The organism is Sorangium sp. So ce448, assembly GCF_051520915.1.
Classification (GTDB): domain Bacteria; phylum Myxococcota_A; class Polyangia; order Polyangiales; family Polyangiaceae; genus Sorangium; species Sorangium cellulosum_B.
Map to the genome: position 1 here is coordinate 3,158,741 of NZ_CP150343.1, position 13,077 is coordinate 3,171,817.

Annotated in this window: 7 protein-coding genes and 3 pseudogenes; 2 read left to right on the forward strand and 8 right to left on the reverse strand. The window is 69.4% G+C overall.

Annotation, left to right across the window (positions count from 1 at the left end):
- Window positions 1-9 precede the first annotated feature (9 nt).
- From WMF45_RS12190 to WMF45_RS12205, 4 genes and pseudogenes are all read right to left on the reverse strand, one after another.
- Window positions 10-249, reverse strand: coding sequence for a hypothetical protein (locus WMF45_RS12190; protein WP_437717079.1), 240 nt, complete (start codon window positions 247-249; stop codon window positions 10-12).
- A gap of 94 nt (window positions 250-343) precedes the next feature.
- Window positions 344-632, reverse strand: a pseudogene (locus WMF45_RS12195) (homogentisate 1,2-dioxygenase); the annotation flags it as partial.
- Window positions 633-1,077: 445 nt separating this feature from the next.
- A pseudogene (locus WMF45_RS12200) lies at window positions 1,078-2,016 on the reverse strand (IS3 family transposase); the annotation flags it as partial.
- Complete coding sequence (locus tag WMF45_RS12205) at window positions 1,938-2,171, reverse strand: transposase (RefSeq protein WP_437717080.1); 234 nt, start codon at window positions 2,169-2,171, stop codon at window positions 1,938-1,940. The gene WMF45_RS12205 and the pseudogene WMF45_RS12200, both read right to left, overlap by 79 nt.
- An 814-nt stretch (window positions 2,172-2,985) precedes the next feature.
- Between WMF45_RS12205 and WMF45_RS12210 the strand changes: the two are divergent.
- Window positions 2,986-3,195, forward strand: a pseudogene (locus tag WMF45_RS12210) (LysR substrate-binding domain-containing protein); the annotation flags it as partial.
- Between the two features lie 3 nt (window positions 3,196-3,198).
- On the opposite strand, the gene WMF45_RS12215 reads toward WMF45_RS12210, so the two are convergent.
- The 4 genes from WMF45_RS12215 to WMF45_RS12230 form a co-directional block, all read right to left on the reverse strand.
- Window positions 3,199-4,803 (reverse strand): hypothetical protein, encoded by a 1,605-nt coding sequence (locus WMF45_RS12215; RefSeq protein ID WP_437717081.1) that lies wholly within the window; start codon window positions 4,801-4,803, stop codon window positions 3,199-3,201.
- Between the two features lie 98 nt (window positions 4,804-4,901).
- A complete protein-coding gene (locus WMF45_RS12220; RefSeq protein WP_437717082.1) occupies window positions 4,902-5,981 on the reverse strand; it encodes a hypothetical protein in 1,080 nt (359 codons plus the stop codon).
- An 89-nt stretch (window positions 5,982-6,070) separates the two neighbouring features.
- Complete coding sequence (locus WMF45_RS12225; protein WP_159397735.1) at window positions 6,071-6,253, reverse strand: hypothetical protein; 183 nt, start codon at window positions 6,251-6,253, stop codon at window positions 6,071-6,073.
- Between the two features lie 678 nt (window positions 6,254-6,931).
- Window positions 6,932-7,807, reverse strand: coding sequence for a sigma-70 family RNA polymerase sigma factor (locus tag WMF45_RS12230; protein WP_437284702.1), 876 nt, complete (start codon window positions 7,805-7,807; stop codon window positions 6,932-6,934).
- Between the two features lie 260 nt (window positions 7,808-8,067).
- Here WMF45_RS12230 and WMF45_RS12235 point away from each other — a divergent pair, with 260 nt between their 5' ends.
- A complete protein-coding gene (locus WMF45_RS12235; protein ID WP_437717083.1) occupies window positions 8,068-12,693 on the forward strand; it encodes an nSTAND1 domain-containing NTPase in 4,626 nt (1,541 codons plus the stop codon).
- Window positions 12,694-13,077: the final 384 nt, after the last annotated feature.

A 13,077-nucleotide genomic window follows, 5' to 3' on the forward strand; every position in this document is an offset into this window, starting at 1 on the left:
GGATCGAGGCTACAGGCAGCGCAGGACGTTGTCGCGCACGAGCTGCCAGATGGTCTCGGGGATGTGGCCCAGCCCGCAGACGTCGCGCTCGACCGGCGCCTCGGCGTCGTCGAGCGGGTCGTCGGGGCTGTAGGCGAGCCGCCACAGCCGCTCCCTCACCGAGCCGTTCCGCTCGATCACGAAGCGCTGGACGAGCTTCGTCGCCAGCTCCTCGCCCTCGACGTCGAGCAGCAACGAGGGCGGCGCCACCTCGATCTCGCCCGCGCCGCGCAGCGGCTGGAGCCGCGCGTACGCCCCCTTCGTGAGCTCTCCTTCGTCCGGCGGCTCGAACCCCGCCGCGCGGTCATGCGCTGCCGGGCCCCGATCCTGGACTTGCGATGAAGCTGTCCTGGTAGCCCGGGTCCTCCACCTCGATGGCGTCTGCGGTGGCCGAGAGCGGGCGGATCGTGTCGAGCATGACCGCGAGCTCGCTCGTCCCGCGGCTCCCCAGGCTCGCCTCGTACGCGCCCGGGGTGCGGCCCGTGTGGAACGCCCGCGGGGTGGTGGGAGATGCTGCCGGGGCCGACGCCGCGCCGCGAGGTGAAGTCACCGCTGCAATACAGGATGACCTTGTCGCAGTCGACGGACAGGTGGTGCTTGCGCGTAGGTAAAAGAAGCCGGATCGCAGCGCGAAGCAGTGGTGCGCAGCAAACCGAAAGGGTGGGACCGCGAGCGTCGTGATGGCTCGGTCCTGGGTCGAAAGAGCGTGGTCCGGGCGGCGCCGAGCGCGCTAGGGGCGCATCGGCGTGCCGTGGGCACACGTGTCCGTCCGGGCGTTGGTCTGGCCCGGGAGGCGCGTCGCGAGACGCTATGCGGCGTCCCCGGGCGCCTTGCGGCGCACAACGGTGCTCTGCAACGCTCGGGGCTCCGGGTCGCCTGCGGCGCCCTGCGCCCCGAACCCCCAGTACGGCGGCCGCCGCGTCGGCGCTGGGAGAGCGAGCTGGGACGTCGGTCGGTTCGCCGAGCGCGGAGAGGAAGCGGGCGATGTTCCTTGGCTCGGTCACCGGTGGGTGTCAAGGTAGTTGTCCGTTGATTCGGTCACATCCTCGTGAGTGCTTGGACCTCGTGCGTGTGGGGGTTGAGGGTCACGGGGCCGATAGGCGTCCAGTTGCGTGTCTGGCCGGTCCAGCGCCGAGGCGTCCTGCGGCGGGCGCGCTGGTAGAGGGCGTGCCGGGCGGCGAGGAGCGCGCCATCGCGGCCCCGGTGGCGCTCGTCGGGCGTGACGAAGCGGATGCTGCTGTGCAGGTGCTCGCCGTTGTACCAGGCGACGAAGCGCTCGACCCACTGGCGCGCCTGCTCCACGGTGGCGAACGGGCGGCGGGGGTACTCGGGCCGGTACTTGAGAGTGCGGAAGAGGGCCTCGGCGTAGGGGTTGTCGTCGCTGACACGAGGGCGGCTGAAGGAGGGCACCACGCCCAGGCGCTGGAGCGTGGCGAGCATGGTCGAGCCCTTCATCGGCCCGCCGTTGTCCGCATGCAGCACCAGGCAGCCGGAGCCCACGGCTTCGCGGCCGCAGGTCTGCTCGACGAGCCGAGCAGCAGCGAGCATCGACTCCTCGGCCTCGACCGACCAGCCGACGATCTTGCGGCTGTAGACGCCCACGATCAGGTACAGGAAGTAGAACGCTCCGCGCACCGAGCTCTTGAGGTAGGTGATGTCCCAGCACCACACCTGATTGGGCTTGTTGGCGACGAGCGCGCGAGGACGATGGGCGCGTGCCGGTCGCGCCGGATTGCGGTGCGCCAGCAGCCCCTGCTCGCGAAGGACGCGATAGAAGCTCGACTCAGAAGCGACATACACGCCGCGGTCGGCCAGGCGCGGCACGATCTGCTTGGGCGAGAGGTTGCGGAACTCGGGGCTGTTGGCCGTCTCGACGATGCGCCGGCGCTCGGCCTCGGTCAGCTTGTGCACCGGGGCGTTGTGCGGGCCGGCGCGGCCGTCCTCGCCACCGGCCTCAGCTCGCCAGCGGGCCACGGTGCGTGCGCTGAGCCCCTACGAGCATCGCGAAGCCAGCGCGAGAGCGTCGTCTGATGCACCCCGGTCTCCGCAGACAGCGCCACCGCCGTCGGTCCTCCTGGTGCGAGGAGCCGTTGGATGATTTTTCGTTTGAAGGATTCTGAGTACTCTCTCACCTCAAAGCCTGTCTCCGCTCCCCGAAACCGGTGATCTGATCCTGCGTAAGCGGATCAGAGGGGGCGACAACTTCTCTGACACGGGGGGGGACTGTGGCGGTGGACATGGATCCGCTCTCGCTCCTGTGCCGCCTCGCGGCCAGCGTCCCGCCGCCGCGCTTTCACACCGTCAATTACGCTGGCGTGCTCGCCTCGGCAAGTCGCCCACGTTGGCGCGCAAGCGCATCGGACCGCGCCCTGCGAAGCCAGAAGAGCCTACGAAGGCGGACGAAGACGCCGCTTCGAAACGCAAGCGTGGCGGCTATCGGGCGGTCGACAAACCGCGCCGAGCTCTTGCGCCGCACATGTGCGATCGACGTCCTCGAGTGCCCAGCTTGCAAGGGGCGGATGAAGCTCGTCGCCATGGTGACCGAGCCAAGGAACATCGCCCGCTTCCTCTCCGCGCTCGGCGAACCGACCGACGTCCCAGCTCGCTCTCCCAGCGCCGACGCGGCGGCCGCCGTACTGGGGGTTCGGGGCGCAGGGCGCCGCAGGCGACCCGGAGCCCCGAGCGTTGCAGCGCACCGTTGTGCGCCGCAAGGCGCCCGGTGACGCCGCATAGCGTCTCGCGATGCGCCTCCCGGGCCAGACCAACGCCCGGACGGACACGTGTGCCCACGGCACGCCGATGCGCCCCTAGCGCGCTCGGCGCCGCCCGGACCACGCTCTTTCGACCCAGGACCGAGCCATCACGACGCTCGCGGTCCCACCCTTTCGGTTTGCTGCGCACCACTTCTTCGCGCTGCGATCCGGCTTCTTTTACCTACGCGCTCCGCTCCTCGCGGCGTGCCTCGCAGGCCAAGGGATCGCGCAGGTGATCGAGCTCTACGTGCGCGAGCACCTGGCCGACGGACGGCTGGTTCAAGTGCTCCCGGAGTGGGCCGAGGAGACGTATCCCCTCTACGCGTACCATCACTCCGCGCAGCTCATGTCGGTCAAGGTCCGCGCGTTCCTGGAGTTCGTCGTCGCGCTGACACGCGCGTAGCGTTCAGTGCGTCGTCGCGCCGCCGAGCGTGGGGACCGCCTCGTCGCTCTCCACCGCGAGCGCGGCCGAGGTCGTCGGCGTGGAGCACGTGTTCCCGTCCGCGTGCGCCGCGAGGAAATCCTCGAGCACGCCCTCGCGGTGCGGGAGGAAGAAATCGGTGAGCGCCGTCGAGAGCTCCCCGTCCTCCTTGACATGGACGAACCGGAGCGGCGTATCCTCCACGGGCCACGTCACGTTGTTGCCGAGCGAGTCGCCGGCGCTCAGCTGGTGGCACCCGGCGCACGACTGGGTGGTGGCGCGGTTGGCCACGTCCGCGGGCGTGAAGACGCTGTCCCGCCCGAGGCGCACGAGCTCGGCCTGGATCCGGTCGCGCAGATCGAGGTTCGGCAGCGAATTGAACTCCGGCAGCAGCTGATTCAGGTAGTCGTTGCTGTTGTCGACGGTGCTCTGGCCCGCGTTGTAGAGGGCCTCCCTCGAGTTCTTGAGCTGGATGTCGTTGATGTCGCCGCTGAGGGTCGTGAGCTTGTCGACCGACTCGAGAAAGTCGTCCATGAACCACGTGTAGCGGAAGTCGCTCTGGTCGAAGTTCGTGCTGAACAGCTCGCCGAAGGGGTTCTCCTTCACCGTGACCGGCTTGAAGGTGAGCCGATCCCCGCCGTTCGGCCCGTCGGGGGTCTTCGCGATCTTGAACTCACGGAGCTGCCAGATCTGGCCGGGCTGGACCTGCCCGGGGGCGCCGGGGTTGCCCATGAACTGGTTGGTGCGGATCTGGCCCGTGCCGCGGCGGCCTCCGGGGCCGTGGACCGCGTCGGCGAAGTTGTCCGGGTGGAGCACCGGACCGAAGCCGGCGTCGAGCAGGCCGACGGTGAAGAACGTCTCGAGCTCGTTGGCGCGCTCGGCCGCGTCCAGGGTCGAGAGGCGCGCCCAGAACTCGGCCACCGGGAGGCATGCGGCGAGGCCGCATTCGGGGTGGGGGTTCGGGAGCTGGGCCTCGAAGATGAACAGGTTGCGGTCGGCGATGCCGGCCGTCTTCTTGGCGTAGACGATCCGGTACTCGCCGCAGTGCGAACCGTCCAGCGGCGCCAGATCGAAGCGGTTCACGACCGCGATCGGCTCCACGAAGTGCGGCGAATCCGGGTCGAACGGATCGCTCGTGGCGAGGCGGCCCTCCCTCCGGCCGCACGAGATCCGGTAGCCGTTGAGCGCGGGAAAACCTTCGCTGTTGGTCTGGTCGTCGCAATGGATGGCGTCGGGGAACTGAGCTCCAACGGAGAGGTTGAAGAAGTCCCACCAGCGGCGGTAGAGATCGAGGGGGGTCTGTTCATCGAAGGTCCCCGCCCTGATGATGAGCTGATTGAGGACGAACTGGAGCGGGAACCGGGTCATGGCTTGCGGGTCGGTGACCTTCGTGAGGATCAGCGATCGCAGCGGCTCGATATCCAGCGGGGCCGACAGCGCCTGCCGGCGCTCCGCGGCGCGCTCCTCGGCGTCGATGCCGGCGACCTCGCCGGGCGCGCCCGCGTCGCCGCACGCGGCCAGAGAGGCGGACGCCGCGGCGCACATGACCGTCGTGGCAAACGGGAACCTGGAGGCATAACGAAGGTGCATGAACACTCCTGTGGAGTAGGGTGGACCGGGGTCGAGTCGCTCGCGCCGAGCTCGGCCACCGCCGGGGCATGCGCGAGCGCATGCCCCGGCGTATCGCTTCACGGATTGTAGTCAGGATTGTAGTCGCAGAGGCAAACTGACCATTCATTCTCCGGGGGGGTCCACCAGGTCCCCGTCCAGCTCGACTCGGTCCAGGGGACGTTACTCCAGATGTCGCACACCTGCCGGCACACCTGCGTCGCGTTATGCGGGGGCCAGATCGGCGCAACTTTCTTCTCGACGGCGCCGTCGGCGGGTATCTTGATCTGAGCCGAGGTATACCCAGGGACATCCCAGGCCTCGCTCAGGCGACCTTCCTTGAACTCGCACGTCGTGCCGAAGTGAACGAAGGAGCTGCAGTCAGGGTCGCTCAGGCAGGAGAGCGCGCACCCCTCGAGGTCGAGCCCGAGCTGGGTCTTCCAGATCTCTCCGGCGAGGACCTTCCCCTGGCCGACGTCGAACAGATCAGATGGAGTCTCTTCGAAATAGGCACTGCTCTCAGCGCTGAACAGGTAGGGGTAGTCGAGGTGGTTCAGCCGGTTGTGCGGGTAGTAGTCGCCATTGCACATGATGTTTTTCGTAGGCCATTGCGACGCGCAGTCGGAATGCGGCATGCCGAACGTATGCCCGAGCTCGTGGCCGATGCTTCCGACCCTGCGCAGGTCCCCCTGCTCGGCTCCATCGATGATCCACTTGGGCATGACGGCTGCGCCGAAGTTGGCGGCCGCCCCGTTGCCGTTCACGCTCGAGATGTCGGCCTCCAGGAAGATGATGTACTTGTGGTTGGCGTCTCCCGTGCAGGCGTCAGGGTACACGTCCCTGGCCGCGTTGCAGGCGTTTCCGAGCCAGTACCACTCTGCCAGGCCGCCGTGAAAGCCGTCGGGGTTGGTCAGGAACCAGTTCGCGTCATGATGGCTTTGAACCGTCACGACGTCGTCCGTGGTCATCGTGGCGCCGTAGTTATGCCATGTCTGACGGTTGTGCTCGACGGCGTTCGCGACGAGAGCGGCGCGGTCACTTCGCTGCGCGTCGCTCGGCACGACGTAGAGGACACGAACACTCTTTGTGCTCGCTTGGGCACTCGCCGTGGCGGCGAGAAGCGTGGCTCCGAACATGGCGAAGGCGAATGTATTTCTCATGGTGTCTCCTTTACGAGGCGTGTGATCTCGCACGATGTGAGGGCTCGCGTGGGCAATCACGGCTGGCCGAGAGGCGAGAGCTTCCATCGTCATTGCTTGGCGCTGCCTGGCGCTGTCCAACGGTGTTCAACGCTGTTCAAATCCATTTCAGCGACGTTTCTGTCTAGCGGATCGTATTCAGCGACCGCCGTGCGCAGGTATTTGTTGCCAGGGTAGTTCTCGGCGGCTTGCGTGTGCGAAGTGCCCCACCACCAGGCGAGGCCGGCGCTCACGAGGCCTCCGCCGGACTGCATGAAGGCGCCGCGCTCGCGGCGTCCGAGCTATCTGATCCTGTCGCATCGTGGGCGGGCGAGCACGCGAGCGGCGCCGACGCGAGGAGGGCGGCGGTGGCGAGGAAGGAGGCGAAGCGAGGGCGAGCAGGTCGTGAAGGCGTGCCCATCGGTACCCAGCGAGGAGAACGCGGCGCGCGGGTGATTGCGTCGTTCTTGATGCTCTTCGATTGCATGATGCTTCTCGTTGTTTTTTTTTTTTTTTTTTTCTCGGCGATTTCGCCGATTCGTCTACAGCGCTCCCCCCCGCGGTGTGGCCAGATCCCTCCCCTCGGGAGGAGGACCGGGGCCCACATCGCTTTGCCCACTTGAAGGTCACTGCGACGTGGACGAAGTCTCAAAAATAGTTTGGCGAGGGCATGGCTACCCCGACGGCCGCAAACGTCCTTCGCGCGCGCGGGGCTAGCTTTTGTCTCCCGAGACAAGGCGGCACCCCACGTGCGCTACGCGAAGCGCAGCCCTCCCGCCCGGCGACGTGCGACGTCGCCGAACGATCCACGGCGTTTCGCGGTGGTGCCAGACCCTTCCTTCGCCAGGAGGGCCGGGGGCTCACACCCGCGTGCCTACCGGGAAGTCACCGTGAGGCGGACGAAGTCTCAAAAATAGTCTGGCGAGGTGTGCCTACTCACGGAGGAGCGAGGCGACGCTCACGTCGAGCCGGCCCCGGATCAACCTGGCCAGGCTCGCGTACTGCGACTCGGTGAGGCCGAGCTTGGCGACGAGCTCCGCGCGCGTGCCCTCGCGCAGCGCCTCGCGCGCGGCCGCAAGCCAGCGCGCCGCCGTGGCGCGCCCGACCTGGTAATGCGCGCCCAGGACGTCGATGCTCAGGCCGTCGAGCAGGTGGAGGCGAAGCAGCGCGCGTTGCTTCGGCGAGAGGCGCCCCATCGCGACGCGCACGGCCTCTTCGAACTCGGCCTTGTAGCGCGCCTCGAGGTAGGCGGCCTCCACGTCGACGGAGGCGGCGATCTCCCGCTCCTCGTCGAGCGGGGTGCTCGCCATGTCCGCCTTGCGCCGCCGCAGGTTGATCGCGGTGCGTACCGCGATCACGCGCAGGAAAGTCCGGAGCGGCGCACGCCCCGCGTACCCGGCAATCTTCGGCGTGGCCGAGGGCGGCGCGCTGAAGAGGCCCTCGAGGACCACCTGCCGGAGGTCGTCGGCGAAGGCGGGCGACGGCTCGACGCGGGCCGCCGCGCGCGCGATCACCCCGGAGAACTCCCGCTCGAACGCGGCGTGCGCACCCGGTACCCCGAGGACGCAGGCGCACGCCAGGTAGACGTCCGCCGCGAGCGACGGAGGCGGCAGCGCGCCGCCCGCGGCCGAGCAACGCTCGCCGAGGTAGCGCGCCAGCGCGGTCGCCTCGACGGCGATGGCCGGGAAGGCCGCCTGCCCCGCCTCGAAGAGCGCCGCGATCGTCGCGCCGGGATCGGCCTCGGGCATCACCCCGCCCCCGCCGAGGCCCGCCGCGAACGCAGAGGAGAGACCGCTCGCTCGATCCACCTGCGGAGAATGGCTGATGTCGGCGCGGGCCGTCAAGAAGGCGTGTCGCCTGACAGCCCCGCTCCGTGTGGTAAGAGTCGGGCACCATCGAGCCGACGTCGGACTGCCCCACGGACAACCAGCTCGCAGAGTACGCCGCGTATCCGTCAGGTTTCGAAGCGATCGCGCACCACATCGACGGATGTGCGGTTTGCCGCGTCATCGTCGCTCGGCTGGCCGAGCTGGAGTTCAGCAGCGTGGCGGTGCCTCCGGGAGAATCCTTGCGTGGCGTCGCCGAGGGATCGCCGCCGGGGGAGGTCCTTCAGACCAGCGATCAGGACGACGCGACGGGCGCCCTCGGTCGCGCGCGGATCGCCACCGCAGCCCTGCGGTCGCGACCCCTGCACCCGGCGGTCGCGGCTCCGCAGGTGGACTCCACCCTCAAGCACTACGAGATCATCCGCAAGCTGGGCCAGGGTGGCATGGGCGTGGTCTACCTGGCCCGCGACACCAAGCTGGGCCGACTGGTCGCCGTCAAGGTCCTCCTCGAGTCCGACGGCCGGAGCGCCGAGCGCTTCCTCGCCGAGGCGCGGTCCACGGCGCGCTGCAAGCACGAGAACATCGTGGTGATCCACGATGTGGACGAGGTCGACCGCGTTCCTTACATGGTGCTCGAGCACCTGGAGGGCCGCACGCTGCGCGCCTTCCTGGTCGAGCGAGGAGGGCCGCTGCCGCTGAGCCTCGCGGTCGAGCTGATGCTCCCGGTGGTGCGCGCGCTGGGCTGCGCCCACGCGCTCGGGATCGTGCACCGTGACCTCAAGCCGGAGAATGTCTTCTTGACCGAGGCGGGGCCGATCAAGGTGCTCGACTTCGGTATCGCCAAGCAGCTCGACGCCGACGAGATCGAGCGGCTCGCGGCCCAGGGCGCGAATTCGCGCTGGCTACCGGCGTTGACGCAGGAAGGAGCGCTCGTCGGCACCGTCCCGTACATGGCGCCGGAGCAATGGCGGGCGGAGAAGGTCGATCCCAGGACGGATCTGTGGGCCGTGGGGATCATGCTCTTCGAGCTCTGCACCGGGACGCACCCGCTCGCGCCGTTCGCGGTGGGGCAACTCGGGCAGGTTCGGCGTCTCGACGTGCCCATGCCGCGCGCAAGCGACACGCGTCCCGACCTGGGCGCGCTGGGCGACGTGATCGATCGCTGCCTGAAGAAGCGCCCGGACGAGCGCTTCGGCGGAACCGAGGAGCTCATCGCGGCGCTCGAGCCCTTGCTGCCGGGCGCGAAGGCGCCGGCGCTCCGCGAGGACGAGAGCCCCTTTGCCGGGCTGGGCGCGTTCCAGGAGGTGGACGCCGGGCGCTTCTTTGGGCGCGATCACGACGTCGCCGCGCTCGTCGGACGTCTTCGCAGCCAGCCGCTCGTGATGGTTGCCGGGCCGTCCGGCGCGGGAAAATCGTCGTTCGTGCGCGCGGGCGTGATCCCGGCGCTGAAGCGCTCGGGCGAGCCCTGGGAGGCGTTCACGCGCAGGCCGGGGCGAAGGCCGCTCCACGCGCTCGCCGACCTGCTCGCGCAGATCGCGGCCACGCCGGTGACGACGGGAGCTCCACCCGACGCGTCGAGCTGGCACGCCTTCTCCTCGGCGAGCGATCCCGACGCGCTCATCGCGGCCCTGCGCGCCCAGCCCGGCCTCCTGGGCGCCCGGCTGCGCGCGCGTTGCCGCAGCCAGAGCGCCGAGCACAAGATTCTCGTCTTCGTCGATCAGCTCGAGGAGCTTTACACGCAGGGCATCGATCCGGCGGAGCGGGCCGCGTTCGTCGCGTGCCTGGAGGGCGTCGCCGACGACGCGTTGTCCCCGCTCCGCGTCGTGCTCTGCATGCGCTCGGACTTCCTCGACCGGCTGGCCGAAGATCGCCGGCTCATGACCGAGGTGACCCGCGGGCTCTGGTTCCTGCCGCCCCTCGACCCGAACGGCCTCGTGGCGGCGCTGATGCGGCCGGTCGAGGCTCTCGGCTATCGCTTCGAGACCGCCGAGATGACGCTAGCGATGCTCCGCGCCCTGGAGAGCGCGGCGAGCCCCCTGCCGCTCTTGCAGTTCACCGCGACCAAGCTGTGGGAGGCGCGCGATCGTGGGCGCCGGCTCCTGACGCAAGAGAGCTACGAGAAGCTCGGGGGTGTCGCGGGCGCGCTCTCCACCCATGCCGACGCGGTGCTCGCAGGTCTCTCGGGGATCGAGCAGAGCCTCTGCCGGGCGATCTTCCTCCGGCTGGTCTCACCCGAGCGGACGCGCGCCGTGGTGAGCTTGCCCGACCTGCGAGAGCTCGACGAACAGTTAGACGCCGTGGACCGGGTAGTCTTCCGCCTCTGCGAGGCGCGGCTGCTCTTGATCGAGACCGCCGAAGAGCGCGCGTTCCCGACGGTGGAGCTCGTGCACGAGTCGCTGATCGAGAGCTGGCCCAAGCTCGGGCGATGGCTGGACGACAACCAGGAGGCGGCGGAGTTCCTCGCCCGGGTGCGCCCCGCGGCCAAGCAATGGGAGGCGAGCGGCTGCACCGACGGCCTGCTCTGGCGAGGCGAGGCGGCGGAGGAAGCCCGGCGCTGGCAGAAGCGGCAGGGCCCGGCGGCGGGCGCGCAGCAGGGCGCGCGGGAGGCGCGCTACCTCGCGGCGGTGGTGGCGCTGGGGGAGCGGGAACGACGGAGGAGGAGGCAGGTCGTCGCGGTGCTGTTCGGTGCCCTGAGCCTGGTCGTGCTCCTGGTCTCCGCTCTGGCGGTCCAATCGAAGCGGGCGGCGGAGAGGGCCGAGGCGGAGAGGGCCGAGGCAGAGCGCAGCGCCGCGAGCGCCCGGAATGCCACGCGGATGGCCGCGGCCCGCGAGTGCCAGGGAGACCCTACCACGATGCTCGCGCTACTCCGCGAGATCGAGCCGGGCCCGGCGCCGCCGGGATGGGGCGAGCTTGCGCGGTGGGCACGGGGTGCAGGCGTCGCCACGATGGTGCTCCTCCACGAGGATTTGGCCTGGTCTGCCGCATTCAGCCCCGATGGCCAGCGCATCGTCTCCGCTTCGTGGGACAAGACGGTGCGCGTGTGGAACAGTGACGGCTCGGGACTGCCCCTCGTGCTCCGTGGTCATGAGGACCACGTCTTCGCGGCGGCGTTCAGCCCCGACGGCCAGCACATCGTCTCCGCGTCGGCAGATAAGACAGTGCGCGTGTGGAACGCTGACGGCTCGGGACTGCCCCTCGTGCTCCGTGGTCACGACGCTGTCGTCTATGCAGCAGCGTTTAGCCCTGACGGCCAGCGCATCGCCTCTGCGTCGTGGGACAAGACGGTGCGCGTGTGGAACAGTGACGGCTCGGGACTGCCCCTCGTGCTCCGTGGTCACGACGACCGCGTCGATGCGGCGGCATTCAGCCCCGACGGTCAGCGCATCGTCTCGGCGTCGATGGACAAGACAGTGCGCGTGTGGAACGCCGACGGTTCGGGCCAGCCCCTCGTGCTCCGTGGTCACGACGATTTCGTCCTTACGGCAGCGTGGAGCCCCGACGGCCGACGCATCGTCTCCGGGTCCGAAGACAGGACGATGCGCGTGTGGAACGCCGACGGCTCGGGCCAGCCCCTCGTGCTCCGTGGTCACGACGGTAGCGTCTATGGGGCGGCGTTTAGCCCCGACGGCCAGCGCATCGTCTCCGCGTCTTTTGACAAGACGGCGCGCGTGTGGAACGCCGACGGCTCGGGCCAGCCCCTCGTGTTCCGTGGTCACGCAGACCGCGTCCCTACGGCGGCGTGGAGCCCCGACGGCCAGCGTATCGTCTCCGCGTCCGAAGACAGGACGGTGCGCGTGTGGAACGCCGACGGCTCGGTCCGGCCCCTCGTGCTCCGTGGTCACAGCGACTGCGTCAACGCGGCGGCGTTCAGCCTCGATGGCCAGCGCATCGTCTCCGCCGCTTCTGACAGGACGGTGCGCGTGTGGAAGGCGGACGGCTTGGGCCAGCCCCTCGTGCTCCGTGGTTGCGACCATATCGTTTTTGGGGCGGCGTTCAGCCCCGACGGCCGGCGCATCGCCTCCGCGTCGTGGGACGGGACGGTGCGCGTGTGGAAGGCCGACGGCTCGGGCCAGCCCCTTGTGCTCCGTGGCCATGACGGTGGCGTCAATCCAGCGGCGTGGAGCCCTGACGGCCAGCGCATCGTCTCCGCGTCCGAAGACAGGACGGTGCGCGTGTGGAACGCCGATGGCTCGGGCCAGCCCCTCGTGCTCCGTGGTCACGACGCTGTCGTCTATGGGGCGGCGTGGAGCCCCGATGGCGGGCGCGTCGTCTCCGCGTCGAAAGACAAGACGGTGCGCGTGTGGAACGCCGATGGCTCGGGCCAGCCCCTCGTGCTCCGTGGTCACGACGGTGTCGTCTATAGCGCGGCGTGGAGCCCCGATGGCCAGCGCATCGTCTCCGCGTCCGAGGACAGGACGGTGCGCGTGTGGAAGGCCGACGGCTCGGGCCAGCCCCTCGTGCTCCTTGGACACGACGACCCCGTCTACGCGGCGGCGTTTAGCCCAGACGGCCAGCGCATCGTTTCCGCGTCGCAGGACAAGACTGTGCGCGTGTGGAAGGCCGACGGCACGGGACAACCCCTCGTGCTCCTTGGGCACGACGATGCCGTCAACACGGCGGTGTGGAGCCCCGATGGAAGGCGCATCGTCACGGCCTCGGACGACAAGACGGTGATCGTGTGGAGCGACCTCGAGCCGCTCTCGGGCGCCGACGACCCGAAGCTGTGGACCGCGACCAACTACTGCATGCCGCTCGACATCCGCCAGCGCCTGCTCGGCTTCCCGGAGGATCAGTCCCGCGCCGACCACGAGCGCTGCCAGCGTCGTGTCCGTGAGGTCCAGACGCAAGCCGCCTCGCCCGGGCGCTGATGGTCCGTGACCACCGACCGGCGTCCCCCCGGGCGCTCCGCAGGATGGCGAGCTCGTCTTCGAACTGTCGGACCCCGAGCCCGGACAGCACACGTCGGTCATCTCGAAGGCCAGGTACGACCTGACAGGCTGCCACATCGCCATCGAGATCGTCTCGGGCTTCAACCCCGGCTCGAACGCGTACGCGCACGTCTCGGCGGTCACCGAGGACGCTCAGTACATCGAGATGGGGTTCGCCGGGACGCGGCTCGAGCGCGGGGCAGGCTCCGCACACCGTCCTCCCGGTGCACAGGTGTCTTCCCGTGAATCGAGGATGCTGGACCGCCGCTCGTGGTTCCGTGCGGGAAGCGGTGTGTTGCCGGGGCGCGGACTGCTCTGCGCCCG

Bases quoted from the DNA above. Each gene is read 5' to 3' on its own strand.
- WMF45_RS12215 (WP_437717081.1), bottom strand. From the start codon at position 4,803: ATGCACCTTCGTTATGCCTCCAGGTTCCCGTTTGCCACGACGGTCATG.
- WMF45_RS12220 (WP_437717082.1), bottom strand. From the start codon at position 5,981: ATGAGAAATACATTCGCCTTCGCCATGTTCGGAGCCACGCTTCTCGCC.